The following is a 14,355-nucleotide window of genomic DNA, read 5'->3' on the forward strand; positions in this document are numbered from 1 at the left end:
ATTTCCATTTCCTTACCACTTTAATTCGAGCATTCTCTAAATTGCGCCATCCAAACAAAAATTCATGAAGAAATATATACTTTTCCTATTGCTCTGCTCAAGCGGGTACACTTTCGCACAACAAATTGGTCCATTAACGGTAGAAAAAATTATGCGAGACCCAAAATGGATGGGAAGTTCGCCTACAAATTTCCGCTGGACGGCAGATAGCAAAACTTTATACTTTAACTGGAATCCTGAAAACAAAGCAAAAGAAGCATTATATAAAATATCAACTTCGAATTCCAAGCCCATTAAAGCCGTTGATCAGGAAGATGAAAAATTGCTCAGCTTAAATTATGTTCACAACAAAGATAAATCGTTAGGTTTGGTAGAAAAGAGCGGTGATATTTATCTTCAAAATTTAAAAACAAAGAAAGAAACTCGGTTAACCAATACGCTGGAGAGGGAAAGTAGCCCTGTTTTTTTAAGCAATGGAGATGTAGTTTACCAATTAGGTGAGAATTTATTTCAGCTTAATCGGGCTACAGCTGAAACTAAGCAAATAACCAATTTCGTAAAGGGTAAAGCTCCTGGAAAAACAAGTTCCAAGCCTGCTACCGAACAAGATGGCTGGCTAAAGGCACAGCAAACAGAGTTGTTCGATATCATTAAAAAAAGAAATGCAGAAACTCGGGGTACTGGTCGTGGAGGTAGAAGTCGCTTCGGAGCACAATCTGGCGATACAAAATCTTTAAAACCGCTTTACACTGATGATCGGTTTTTAAACAATGTCGTCATTAGCCCTAATGGCCGTTTTGTAACCTACAAATTAACGTCTCTGGCTCAAAATAACCATAACACCGTCGTACCAAATTATGTAACAGCATCTGGCTATACAGAAGATATTCCCGGCAGAACCAAAGTTGGTGAAAACGAAAGTGTATCTCAAGGATTTATTTACGATACGCAAAGGGATTCGGTGTATGCGATTCAAACTTCTAATATTCCAGGTATTAAAGATATTCCTGATTTTTATAAGGAATATCCAAAGCTACTGGATTCGTTAAAAAAGAAAAATGCTGACAGGTTGGTTAACTTTTTCGGTCCGTTGTGGAATGAGAATGGAAGTGCTGCAATTATGGTAGCAACTTCTACCGACAATAAGGACCGCTGGATTTTAAACTTAGATGCTTCGACAGGCAAATTTAATTCAATAGATCGTCAGCATGATGAGGCTTGGATTGGTGGCCCCGGCATTAGCGGTTTTTTTCAAGGAAGCACGGGTTGGATAGATAACAACCATTTTTATTATCAAAGTGAGGCGACCGGTTATTCACACCTTTATGTTGCGGATATTTCAACCGGCGCTAAAAAGCAACTCACCTCTGGTAAATGGGAAGTTCAGTCGGTTCAGTTAGCGAAAGACAAACGAAACTTCTATCTTAAAGCGAACAAGGAACATCCAGGTATTACAAATTTCTTTAGCATTGGTGTAAATGGTGGTGAGCTGGTTCAAATTACAACCATGAAAGGCTTGAATGACATCACACTCTCGCCTGACGAAAAGTATCTTGCCATCAATTATTCTTATCTAAACAAACCAGGTGAGCTATATATTCAACCGAACAAAATTGGGGCTAAAGCAGCAAAAGTTACTGAGTCTGCCACAAAGGAATTTAATTCTTATAAATGGCGTGAACCCGATATGGTTTCGTTCAAAAACCGCTACGGTGCTGATGTTTACGCAAGAGTTTATAAATCTGATAAGCCGCATCCAAACCATCCCGCAGTCGTTTTCGTTCATGGAGCTGGTTATCTACAAAATGTACACTTCGGTTGGAGTACCTATTTTAGGGAGTTTATGTTCAACAATTTGCTGGCCGACAACGGTTACACGGTAATCGACATAGATTACACTGCAAGTTCGGGTTACGGTCGCGATCACAGAACAGGCATTTACCGCCACATGGGTGGAAAAGATTTAACAGACCAGGTTGATGGTGTTAAGTTTTTGGTAGAAAATTATGGTGTTAATCCTAAACATGTGGGTTTATATGGTGGTTCTTACGGAGGCTTTATTACGCTAATGGCGATGTTTAATGAACCGGACGTTTTTGCCAGCGGTGCAGCTTTGCGTTCGGTTACCGATTGGGCACATTACAATCATGGCTACACTTCCAATATTTTAAACGAACCTTTTAATGACCCGATTGCCTACAAACAAAGCTCGCCAATTTACTTTGCTGATAAATTGAAAGGCAATTTATTAATGGCACATGGAATGGTTGATGTGAATGTTCATTTTCAGGATATTGTTAGGATTACACAGCGCTTTATCGAACTTGGAAAACACAATTGGGAACTGGCTGTTTATCCAGTTGAAGACCACGGCTTCATAGAGCCAAGCAGCTGGACGGATGAATATAAAAGGATATTCAAATTGTATGAAAATACATTGAAGAAATAATTTTAAGCGCCACGTCATTGCGAGGCACGAAGCAATCCTACAACAATCGCTATTAATCCAGCGCTTTAAGACTGCTTCGTGCCTCGCAATGACGACACATTGAAGCCAGATATTCAAAATTTATATATATTTTAATCATTATAGTTTTTGACTATATCGCCATCAATAAATACAATTAACAAATACCAGATCTGGGTTGATTTGGACTTGTTTTCGCCGTACCTTTGCGCTATAAAATTAAAGACAAAAATTATGGCAATAGTAGGTAAAAAATTTCCGAGTGTTAGTATTGATGCAATGTCAGACATGGGTGATGACTTGAAAATCAATGTATTTGAAGAGGCTGTAAATAAGAATAGCAAAGTGTTATTGTTCTGGTATCCAAAAGATTTTACTTTTGTTTGCCCTACAGAATTACATGCTTTTCAAGCTGCTTTACCTGAGTTTGAACAAAGAAATACAATTGTTATCGGTGCATCTTGCGATACTAACGAAGTTCACTTCGCATGGTTAAACACTCCAAAAGATAATGGCGGAATTGAAGGTGTTACTTACCCGATTTTAGCTGATACACACAGACAATTATCTGGAATTTTAGATATTTTAGATCAAGAAGTTAACTACGATGAAGAAGGAAATGAATCATTCTCTGGTTCAAATGTTTCTTTCAGAGCAACTTACTTAATTGATGAAACTGGTAAAGTTTTCCACGAAAGTGTTAACGACATGCCGCTAGGCAGAAACGTGAAAGAATATTTGCGTTTAATTGATGCATACACTCACGTTCAAAAACACGGTGAAGTTTGTCCTGCAAACTGGGAAGAAGGAAAAGAAGCAATGAACGCAAACAGAACCGGCGTTGCTGAATATTTAGCTGCTAACTAATTAAATAAAACGTTATGTTTTTAGAATTAACAGAAGATAATCTTCAACAGTATTTGGCCGATAACTCTAAAGTTATGGTTCAGTACGCTGCATCATGGTGCGGTAACTGCAGAATCATGAAACCGAAGTTTAAAAAACTGGCTGCTGAAAATGAAGACGTAGCTTTCTTAATTGTTGATGCCGAAAAACTTCCAAATTCACGCAAATTTGCAAACGTTGATAATTTACCAACTTTTGCAGCTTTCGAAGGCGGTAATTTGGTAGATCAGGTGCAAACCAACAAAGCGGAAGGTTTAATTGAACTTTTTAACAAGATTAAATAATGAAAATTCCGGTTATAAGACAATTATTTCAAAACACCACTCCTGCTCAATTGGAAACAACTTTAGAAGTTTTAGAGGCTTTCTGTGAGTTTAGAGGGGTTAGCGAGCACGAAGTTGATGTTGCTGGCGAAATGATTACCAATATTTGTGGTGCGCTTGAAGTACACCAGATGGTAAGCGAAGGTGCGGCTGAAAAAGATGCACTTAACGCTTTCGGTCAGAAAGTAATGGGCTCGATTGATAGATAGTTTTCTTAATCAGGCTCTTTAAAATATCAAACCCTTTGTGTTTTCGCAAAGGGTTTTTTGTTTTTCAGGCACCACGTCCTTGCTTGATTTTCTTCGCCTACTCCGTCATGCTGTCCCGAACATTCGGGATCAGCATCTTTCCTACTTGGCTGCCTTGTCATTAAGACCCTAAAATAAATTCAGTGTGACGACCGTTTTAATTAACGCCTAAAAAAGTTCTGTGAGGACACAGACCTTGGGTATAGATTCTTCACTGCGTTCAGAATGACAAGTGCAAAAAAAAGGTCTGTGAAAGACACAGACCTTGCTAACTAAAACTTATATTTCCTTAAATGCCTTATATGTTAAGCAAATTTGCTTCAAAATCTACGAGGTTTACAAAATCCCTTAAGCCAAATTCCTGCCTGCATTTACAATACCGAAAACCGTTCTAACCGCTAATTTTTCCAAAGCTGTTTGATCCTTTTCATTTTGATCATGCTGCAGTTTCTCTAAAGCAAAATGTTGAATTAAAACTAGTGGTAAAATGATCTTCTCGCGGGTAGCGATTGATTTTTTATCTACCGGGTAGTTTGCCATTAAAGTTTCTTGCCCTGATAGTTTTAAAAGCATCTCTTTAGTTAATTCAAATTCATCATGTAGCTGAGTCCAAAAAGCGCCAAAAGTTTTATCATTGGCCAAATGAGCCGTAATCACGAAGTCTGACTTGCTCATGCTCATCATGCAGTTATCCACGATGGTTTTTAAATAGTCAGAATCTTCATAAACCTTAACTACTTTGCTCCAATTGCCCGCTTTCTCCTGGTTCTTCATAGCCGTTCCCATTCCGTAAAAACCGGGAACATTTTGCTTCAGCATACTCCAGGCGGTAACAAAACTAATCGCTCTCAAATCTTCGAGTTTCATTTCCCCGCCACCGTTTCTTTTAACTGGTCGGCTGCTAATATTTGCCTGAGAAAGTAGTTTCAAAGGAGAAAGTTTTTCTAGATAACTCACAAAAAGTGGATGCTCACGTAGATCGACGAAGGCCTTGTATCCATCATCGGCCATTTCATCGAGCAAGGCTTTATTTTCAGGATCTAACAAAACATTGTGTTTCTCTTTTAACCCAGACGAAATGCCCGCATTGATTAATTGTTCGATATTAAATTCTGCACTTTCAATTGAACCATATTGCGAACTGATGGTTTGGCCTTGAACGGTTAACTGAATGTTTTTATTGGCAATTTCTTTCCCCATTGAAGCATAGAAACGGTGTGTTTTACCTCCACCACGAGAAGGCGGACCACCACGACCATCGAAGAATGCCAGCTGAATATTATGTTTTTTAGAAACCTCAGACAGGGAGGTTTTACCATTGAAAATTGACCAATTGGCCATTAAATAACCACCATCTTTGGTACTGTCTGAGTAGCCCAGCATAATGTCTTGCTTATTTCCACGGCTAGCCAAATGCGCTTTGTAAAACGGGTTGCTATATAACGTATCCATAATTACCGCAGCACCTTTCAAATCGTTAACGGTTTCAAAGAGTGGCACAAAATCAATGGTTAGGTTATCTTTGCTCCAGCCATTCCAAAGGAAAAGCTCAATCAATTGTAAAATATCGCTTGCTTGCTGGCAATTACTAATGATAAATCGATGGCAAGCTTTTTCTCCGTTACGTCTCTGGATCCCCTTAATTTCTTTGATGGTTTGAATGGTATCTTCAATCAAAGCATCTCCTTCACTAGCGTAAACAGGCTTGGCTTCTTTAAAAGAGATCAGTTTTAGTTTTTCGGCCTCTGACAATTGATCATAATCTTCAGGGTATAGAGATGATATTGGTTTATTTTGACGGCAGTAAGCATGAACACTCCTCAAAACGCGACTGTCCTGACGAATGTCTAATGAAGCAAGATAATTGCCGTATAAATCAATTTTGCGGATTAAATCGTTAACTAAATCAACAAATAAACCTTCGTGCTCTTGCAAAAGCGTATCCTTAATTTTATTTAGATTTTCACGTAACTCATCCGAAATATCATGTAGTTCGCAGCTTTGATCAAAAGCATTCTGATAAAGCACATCATGCAATTTCGAAATATTTTCTTCTACACCTCTAAAGGTAATGCGGCGTTTAATTACTCTAAAATCACGATAGTAACAACGGAACAGGATTTGTCGCAACATCTTGGAAACCTCCAGCGTAGTATCAGCATGGATGTTTGGATTGCCATCTCTATCGCCGCCTGGCCAGAACCCTAGCTCTAAAATCTTCTTCGTTTCAAGATTATATTCGTCTAAATTCTGGTCGATTTCCTCCTGAATGTTAGCCGCAGCGAAGTAAAAGGTATTCTCTAAAAACCAGGCAAGATTTAAAGCTTCATCAACCGGAGTTGGCGATTTTTTATTAAAAAATGGTGTTTTACCGAGTTGTTGCAACAAAGAATTCATTGCCGTGATATCGTTATCACGAATAGCTTTGGTTAAATCAGTAATAATGGCCAGAACATTACCAGGATAAAATTGAGTGGGGTGAGCCGTTAAAACCAAACGGAGAGATAACTCATCAATTAAGTTTTCGATTTTAGCCAACATGGGCTTATTATCCGCATTCTTTTTTAAAATGAAAGCGAGCGTACTCTGCTCATCTGTAGTGTTTAACTTCGTAAATGAAGCATCTTCAACAGCATCAAAAAGCACAACCTGGCGCTCTATGTATTGAATAAAGCGGAATAGCAAATCGATAATGTCTTTCCTATCTGTATAACTCGTAAACTTGGCAAAAAACTCTTCGATAATTTGAGCTGGCTTCTGGCCGTTTGCTATCCCTTCTTCGCAACTCTTAAAAAACAGGGGCAATAATGTTCCGGTATCCTTTATTTTATAAAATGGAAGGGTTAAAAACAGACTATTAAAGAGTTCGAATTTTGAGATAACCTCATTATTAAAAATTGATTCTCGTTGTGTTGTTAAACGAAGTTTTGGCATAGCTTAAACAATAGTTTTGTATACGGTAATACTACAAAAAATGCATAAGGTATTAAAATTCTAGGGCTTACAATTTGGATAATTATAGAATAATTTTTAATTTTAGAATCTTATTTGGCTACTATGTAGCTATGTAAGAACATTTGCAATGTTTAAGGGCATTGCATTGATTGTTAATTTTTTGGGTTAAAACAGCCGATGTAATAAAATACACCGGCTGTTTTTGTTTTCTGACATTTTTTACGCCAATTGTTTGCCAATTTTAGTGTGCATCGGTAACAATATTTGCGTTTTTCTTAAATTTCTGCAGATATAAGAGAGGGATTGAGAACAACATAATTAATCCTGCAACCCAATAAGCATCATTATAAGTGAGCAACATCGTCTGTTTAATAACAGTTCCTTCAATTGCTTTCATTGCCATCAGTTTAGCATCAATAAAGGATGAACCTTTGGCCATAAAACCACTCGTTAGGGCATTCAATTTTTGAATAAATGCAGGGTTATACTCGTTAATGTTGGCAAGTAAACTACTTCTATGGAAACCAGAACGAATGTGGATTAATGTTGTTAACGCCGCAATACCAAATGATCCTCCCAATTGCCTGCTCATGTTATTCAAACCAGATCCCTGACCAATTTCAGCACCAGATAAATCCTGCATCGCCAGAGTGGTTAATGGAACGAATAACAGGGCCATTCCGAATCCTCTGATTACCAGTGGCCAGAAAAAATCTCCTGTTCCTGATGCCAGGGTAGAATTGCTCAACATCCAGCAGAAAACGAAGAATAAAAACATTCCTCCTGTTGCCATAAATTGTGCTGGTACGCCCTTTTTAAGCATAATACCAATAAAAGGCATCATAGCAATGGTACAAATACCGCCTGCAATAAAAAGCTTTCCAGTTTGTAATGGGGTAAATCCTAGCAAGTTTTGGGCGAAAACCGGGAACACGAAAACGGAACCATATAATCCAAATCCTAAAATAAAGGAGGTGAACATCCCGATGGAGAAACTTCGCTTTTTCATAATCCGAAGGTTTACAATCGGGTGATCGGTGGCAGTTTCTCGCCAGATGAATAATAATAATCCAAAAACTGATACTACTGCTAATGCTGTAATGTAGGGAGTAGAAAACCAATCTTCACTTTCGCCTTTTTCCAATACGGTTTGTAAACTACCTACCGCTATGGCCAGTAAGGCTATTCCCCACCAATCGACTGGTTTACCCTGTCCATCTTTCGGCGTCTCTCGAATAAATGTGTAGGTACAGTAGGCGGCGAGTATCCCGACGGGAATATTTACATAGAAGATCCAAGGCCAATCAGCAATTTCCAAAATATAACCACCAATGGTTGGGCCAACGGTTGGGCCAACAACAGCTCCTAAACCAAACAATGCAGTTGCAATACCCACATCTTCACGTGGCCAGGTTTCTATCAAAATAGCTTGTGCGGTTGAAATTAAACCTCCCCCGGCTACACCCTGTAAAATCCTAAATAAAATTAGTTCATTTAATGATGTGGCATTACCGCACAAAAATGAAACGAGGGTAAAAACAATAATGGAGGTTAAGAAATAATTTTTACGCCCGAAACGACTTCCCAACCAACCCGACATGGGCAGTATGATTACATTCGCAACAGCATAACCAGTAGATAGCCAGGCGATATCCTCCAGGGTAGCGCCCAGGTTTCCCTGTATTTGTGGGATGGCCACATTCACAATGGTCGTATCAATCAGCTCCAGTAAAGAAGCGGTGATCACTGTAAATGTGATAATCCATTTTTTTAAACCTACTTCGGCCATTTTGATATTAATTAGTAGAAACCGAAGCTTTAACGCTCATTCCAGGGCGTAGTTTAGCTAACATTTCTTTTGATGGATGAATTTTAATTTTTACCGGAATACGCTGAACAACTTTTACGAAGTTACCCGTAGCATTATCAGGAGGCAATAACGAACCTTTTGCGCCAGTAATTGGTGAAAAATTATAGACCTCTCCTTCAATTTTCTCTTCTGGATAAGCATCTACCTCAATCTCAACTTTTGATCCTGTTTTGATTTTCTCCAACTGCGTTTCTTTAAAGTTTGCCGTTACATAAATACTTCCATCGTTTACTACAGCAAATAACGACTGCCCTGGCTGAATAAGCTGTCCTTTTTGAACATTCTTTTTAGATACAATACCGCTTGCAGGCGCTTTGATATCCGTATATGATAGCTGTAGTTTTGCAAAATCGATATCGCTTTGGCGCTGACTAATTACATTGCTGCTTACCGCTAATTGAGATTGAGTAGTTCCAACCTGTTTAACCGCAGCCTGATATTGATCTACCGCAGCACGATAAGCTGCCTGAGCAGATTCTTGAGTCGCTTTAGCCTGATCAAATGCCTGTTGCGTAATGGAACCATCTTTTACCAAATTTGCATAACGGGCAAAATCTTTGTTTGCTAAGTTCAATTTCACTTTCGCTGCATCAACATTTGCTTTTGCAGTACTTGTATTTGCTTGTGTTGCAATAATTTGCGATTGGGCCACACCTACCCCTGCATTAGCACCTTTCTGTCCCGCTTGTGCCTGTTCTAATTTAACTTTGTAATCGGCATCATCAAGTTTAACCAGAATTTGCCCTTCTGTAACATGAGTATTTTCTTCAAAATTGATATCCTTTACATAACCGCCAACGCGGGCAACAACAGGACTGATATCTCCGTCTATTTGGGCATCGTCGGTATCTACGTGTTTGCTAAAATAAGTCCATTCTTTGATACCAAATATGATACCTATAACTAGTAAAACACCTAAAATAATAGGTACTACTAAATTCTTTTTTTTCTTCTCAGTTGTCATTGCTGTATTTATTGCGTTATTTTTCCTGTTGATTTTAGTAAAGTATAGTAAGCCAAACCAGCGTCGGCTTTTGCTATTTCTAAATTTATTTTTGCCTGATATAATAAAGTTTCAGCATCAATTCTATCCGTAACTGAAGCCACATTATTTTTATATTTCGAGGCCAATAATTTGTCATTTTCAGTAGCCTGAGCAATAGAAGTTTCCAACACCTGGATCTTGTTCATTGCTACCTGATAGTTTTGAAAGTTTTTATTAATGTCTGTTTTTACATTGTCCGATAAAATATCTTTCTGGATCGAAATTTCGCTCTGCTGAATTTTAGCTTCGCTCACTTTATTTCTGTTTGTCCATAGGCTACCAATATTCCACGAAACGGTTGCGCCCACAGTTACTGGTAACAAATATTGATTTACCGGAGGGATAAAACTTCCGCTTGGATTGATGTAATACAAATTAGCACCTACACCAACGGTTGGTAAAGTATTGGCTTTAATGGTTTTGATGTTATAATCAGCAACTTTATTCTGAACATCAAGCTGTTTCAACTCCTGGCGATTTGCCATAGCCAGATTAATGTAATCGGCCAGCGAACTTGCTGTTTTCAAACCTGCTGACGGATCTACAATTTTAACTTCGGTATCTTCAGGCAAGCCTAACAAAATATCGAGATTATAGTTAATTACCTTGCGATTGCTTTCTATGTCCATTTGCGTAAGCGTTACATTGGCCTGTTGCAACTGGAATCGCAATACATCGTTTTTAGTCACAATGCCCTGCTCAAAGAACCGTTGCGCCTGTTTAATTTGTGCAGCAATTGATTCTAAATTTTGCTGAACCACTTTTTTGCTTTGCTCAATTTTGTACAGGTTATAGTAAGTGTTAATTACCGCATAAGTGATCTCCTCTTTGCTTTTATCCGCATCCAAACGGGCAACATCGGCTAATAACTTGGTCGATTCTTTTGCGTATTTTAACTTTCCGCCTCCATAAACCAGCTCCTGTACGGCTGCAGTACCTACAAACGCATCGGCTCTGCGTGGTAAATTAAAGGCAGTCGTACCTTCGCCTAAACTAAAAGTATGCGTTGGTATTTCGGCATGGTTATACATAAAGCTGGCATTGGCCGTAGGAAGAACATTGTCTTTTACCACTTCCAATTGCGCTATCGCCTGGTCTATTTTGTTTTGGGAAAGTTTTAGGTTTTTACTATTGGCAATGCCAAGTTCAATAGCTTGATTGATGGTTAACTCCTTTGAGCTTTGAGCAAATAAGGCTGCAGGAATTAATGATGCCGCAAGCATTAATCTAATCGATTTGGGTATCATTTTTTTGATGTTAAATAAACTGTTACAAGGTTTTGCAAATGGGCGACTACTCGCTCTTTAATAATTTTGTTCTCTTTCGGGTTAGATAAGTCGATGGCTTTATCGTTAGAAATTTTATGTGGTGCAATAACAACGTTTGTCAAGGTTCCCATAATAGTTGCAATAATCATCCTTACATCAACATTGCCGAAACTTCCATCCTCAATTCCATCTATAATAATCCTATCAAGGAGCGACATGTTTCTACTCATCGCATTTTTAATCTTATCATACATATCTGGCCGTTGGGTAAGGGAAAGCTCTCTATGCATCATTTTGTGAAATGCTATGTTCGAAAATATTCTGTTTGCATAACCTTCAATCACTTTGTGCAATTTTTCTAAGGACGATATTTTATCTTCATTAATAATCTTTAATTGAGAGGCGAAACCCTCAATGCGATTATTCATTATTTCTATAAAAACTCCTTCTTTCGACCCGAAATAATAATTGATCATTGCCATGTTGGCTCCAGATTCCTTTGAAATCTGCCTGGTTGACGTGCCCTCATATCCTGTTTCGCAAAACAGTTTTTCGGCTGCATCCAGAATGGCTTGTTTTTTATCTACTTTTTCTGTCTTCATCTTTTGATAGCACAAAATTAATCAATCGTTTGATTAACTTCCAAATGAAATACTACTTCTTTTACATTATCTTGATAAAAGCCTAATTTTAAGGCTAGAAAAATTTTGCTATGATGAAAAAGGCTTCTCTATTAATGTTAGTGCTCTTATGTATTCTTTCATTATTCTCCTTTCGGGATAAAAATCCGGAGCAAAGCTGGATCAGGATTAACCTGCTCGGCTATCCGGTAAACGGATCAAAGGTGGCGGTTTGGGCTAGTAAATCCGATCAAACTCCTGCCTTGTTTGAGTTGATAGATGAAAAAACTAAAAAGGTTGTTTACACCTCGCTCAACGTTAAACCATTTGGCGCCTATGGTCCTTTCAAACAAACGGCACGAATTAATTTTTCTGGCTTCAATAAATCAGGGCGGTTTTACATCAAGGCCGATGGCATTTTATCGCCGCTGGTTATTATTAATGATGATGTTTATAAGGGTGCGGCCGATTTTTGTCTTCGTTACATGCGCCAGCAAAGGAGTGGTTTTAACCCCTATTTAAAAGATAGTTGCCATACCCATGATGGTTTTTCGTTATACGGCGCTAAAGCTGGAATAAATGATAGTACCCATTTCGATGCTTCTGGCGGCTGGCATGATGCGAGTGATTACCTCCAATATTCCACCACTTCTGCCAATGCTACATATCATTTACTCATGGCCTATCGGGATTTTCCTGCTGTTTTTACCGATGAAAAACAGGCAAACGGTTTGGATGGAAAAAATGGAAAGGCCGATGTTTTGGACGAGGCAAAATGGGGATTGGATTGGCTGTTGAAAATGCATCCAAAGAAAAAAGTGATGTTTAACCAGTTGGCTGATGATCGTGACCATATTTCGATGAGAATTCCGAAAGAAGATAGCCAATATGGCAAGGGCTTCGAACGACCGTTATATTTCATCAACGGTGAACCGCAGCAACGTGGCAAATTTTTGAATGCCACAACGGGAACAAGTTCTACCGCAGCAAAGTTTGCCAGTGCTTTTAATTTAGGCGCAAAGTTATTCAAGAGTACCGATCAGAAATATTCGGTTCTGCTTGACAGAAAGGGAAACTCTGCACTGAGTTTCGCATTGCAAAAACCGGGCGTTACACAAACTGCATCTGTTAAATCGCCCTATATTTATGCGGAAGACAATTGGGTTGATGATATGGAACTGGCTATGGCTTCAGTTGGCTTCGCAAAGACAGATTCAAAAGCATCTAAGTCGGCCTTAGCTTACGCAGACCAGGAAAAAGTAACACCTTGGTTAGCTAAAGATACCGCAGCACATTATCAATATTATCCCTTCATCAACCTCGGTCATTATGAACTTGCGAAACAACTCACCGGAGCGGAAAGAAAGAAAATTGAAAGCTATTATAAGGAAGGAATCGAGCAAGTTTGGGCTCGGGCAAAAACAAATGCCTTTTATCGGGGCGTCCCTTTTATCTGGTGTAGCAACAATTTAACCGTGGCCTTTGCCATGCAATGTAAATGGTATGAAGAACTAACAGGAGATAATCAGTTTAACGCACTGGAGCAAGCTAACTTCGATTGGATTTTCGGTTGTAATCCATGGGGAACAAGCATGGTTTATGGTTTGCCCAACTGGGGTGATACCCCTGCCGACCCACATTCGGCGTTTACCCATTTAAAAAATTATCCTATCGACGGAGGTTTAGTTGATGGCCCGGTTTACACCAACATCTACAATAGTTTAATTGGCATCAAATTATCAGAGGCTGATGAATACGCCGAATTTCAAAGTGATCTGGCTGTTTACCACGATGATTATGGTGATTACAGCACCAATGAACCCACCATGGATGGTACGGCTTCGTTAATTTACTTGCTGGCGGCAAAAGAAACTCAGGCGAAAACAGCCAGCAAAAAAACCTACAGCTTAGGTGCAAATATTCGTGGAGATTCGACTTTGAAAAAGGTTTCGCTCGTTTTTACAGGTGATGAATTTGCTGATGGCGGAGAGAAAATACTCCAAACACTAAAAGATGAAAATGTAAAAGCATCTTTCTTTCTGACCGGAAATTTTTATAGAAACCCAAGGTTTAAATCACTGATAAAAAGATTAAAGTCGGCCGGGCATTACCTGGGAGCGCATTCAGATAAACATCTGCTTTATTGCGATTGGAAAAATCGCGACAGCCTACTTGTTACCCAAAAACAATTTGATGAAGATCTGGATGCAAATTATGCAGCCATGGCCAGTTTTGGAATTAAGAAGCGGGATGCATCGTACTTTCTTCCTCCATACGAATGGTACAACGAAAAAATAACCAGCTGGACCCGTTTAAAAGGCTTGCAGCTTATCAACTTTACTCCAGGAACCCGATCCAATGCAGATTATACCTTTCCTGAAATGGGCTCAAGTTATCGTACAACAGACGAGATCTATAAATCCATTACCAACTTCAATGAACAAAAAGCCAATGGATTAAACGGATCTTATTTGTTGTTACACATCGGCACTGATGCTAAAAGGAAGGAGAAGTTTTACGACCGCCTGCCCGACTTAATCCGCTATTTGAAAAAAGATGGCTACCAGTTAAGTAGAATTGATAATTAATTATGAATATTGATAATCATTGAAGAACCAAATTTTAAAATAAATATTAACTTTGCCTCCAAATA

General features: G+C 38.7%; 10 protein-coding genes. 5 read left to right on the forward strand and 5 right to left on the reverse strand.

Going from position 1 to position 14,355, the window contains the following annotated elements; genetic code table 11:
* The first annotated feature begins 64 nt into the window (after positions 1–64).
* From ACZZZC_RS01670 to ACZZZC_RS01685, 4 genes are all read left to right on the forward strand, one after another.
* Positions 65–2,449 (forward strand): S9 family peptidase, encoded by a 2,385-nt coding sequence (locus ACZZZC_RS01670; protein WP_463484542.1) that lies wholly within the window; start codon positions 65–67, stop codon positions 2,447–2,449.
* A 252-nt stretch (positions 2,450–2,701) separates the two neighbouring features.
* Positions 2,702–3,334: a peroxiredoxin gene (locus ACZZZC_RS01675; protein WP_131563058.1), complete on the forward strand. Its 633-nt coding sequence runs from the start codon at positions 2,702–2,704 to the stop codon at positions 3,332–3,334.
* 14 nt (positions 3,335–3,348) lie between these two features.
* Positions 3,349–3,657 (forward strand): thioredoxin family protein, encoded by a 309-nt coding sequence (locus tag ACZZZC_RS01680; protein WP_010599335.1) that lies wholly within the window; start codon positions 3,349–3,351, stop codon positions 3,655–3,657.
* Complete coding sequence (locus ACZZZC_RS01685; protein ID WP_010599336.1) at positions 3,657–3,905, forward strand: DUF6952 family protein; 249 nt, start codon at positions 3,657–3,659, stop codon at positions 3,903–3,905. Before ACZZZC_RS01680 ends, ACZZZC_RS01685 begins: the two co-directional genes overlap by 1 nt.
* A 387-nt stretch (positions 3,906–4,292) precedes the next feature.
* Here ACZZZC_RS01685 and ACZZZC_RS01690 read toward each other — a convergent pair whose 3' ends face one another.
* The 5 genes from ACZZZC_RS01690 to ACZZZC_RS01710 form a co-directional block, all read right to left on the reverse strand.
* Positions 4,293–6,878 (reverse strand): phosphoenolpyruvate carboxylase, encoded by a 2,586-nt coding sequence (locus ACZZZC_RS01690; RefSeq protein ID WP_463484543.1) that lies wholly within the window; start codon positions 6,876–6,878, stop codon positions 4,293–4,295.
* 262 nt (positions 6,879–7,140) lie between these two features.
* Positions 7,141–8,688, reverse strand: a complete 1,548-nt coding sequence (locus ACZZZC_RS01695) for a DHA2 family efflux MFS transporter permease subunit (RefSeq protein WP_463484544.1) — start codon at positions 8,686–8,688, stop codon at positions 7,141–7,143.
* Positions 8,689–8,695: 7 nt separating this feature from the next.
* Positions 8,696–9,733 (reverse strand): HlyD family secretion protein, encoded by a 1,038-nt coding sequence (locus ACZZZC_RS01700; protein ID WP_056850624.1) that lies wholly within the window; start codon positions 9,731–9,733, stop codon positions 8,696–8,698.
* 8 nt (positions 9,734–9,741) lie between these two features.
* Positions 9,742–11,061, reverse strand: a complete 1,320-nt coding sequence (locus tag ACZZZC_RS01705; protein WP_463486442.1) for a TolC family protein — start codon at positions 11,059–11,061, stop codon at positions 9,742–9,744.
* Positions 11,058–11,684, reverse strand: a complete 627-nt coding sequence (locus ACZZZC_RS01710; RefSeq protein WP_265797212.1) for a TetR/AcrR family transcriptional regulator — start codon at positions 11,682–11,684, stop codon at positions 11,058–11,060. Before ACZZZC_RS01710 ends, ACZZZC_RS01705 begins: the two co-directional genes overlap by 4 nt.
* A gap of 110 nt (positions 11,685–11,794) precedes the next feature.
* Between ACZZZC_RS01710 and ACZZZC_RS01715 the strand changes: the two genes are divergently transcribed.
* On the forward strand, positions 11,795–14,290 hold the full coding sequence (locus ACZZZC_RS01715) for a glycoside hydrolase family 9 protein (RefSeq protein WP_463486443.1): 2,496 nt from the start codon (positions 11,795–11,797) through the stop codon (positions 14,288–14,290).
* The last annotated feature ends 65 nt before the right edge of the window (positions 14,291–14,355 follow it).

The sequence above is a fragment of the Pedobacter sp. AC212 genome (assembly GCF_979258625.1).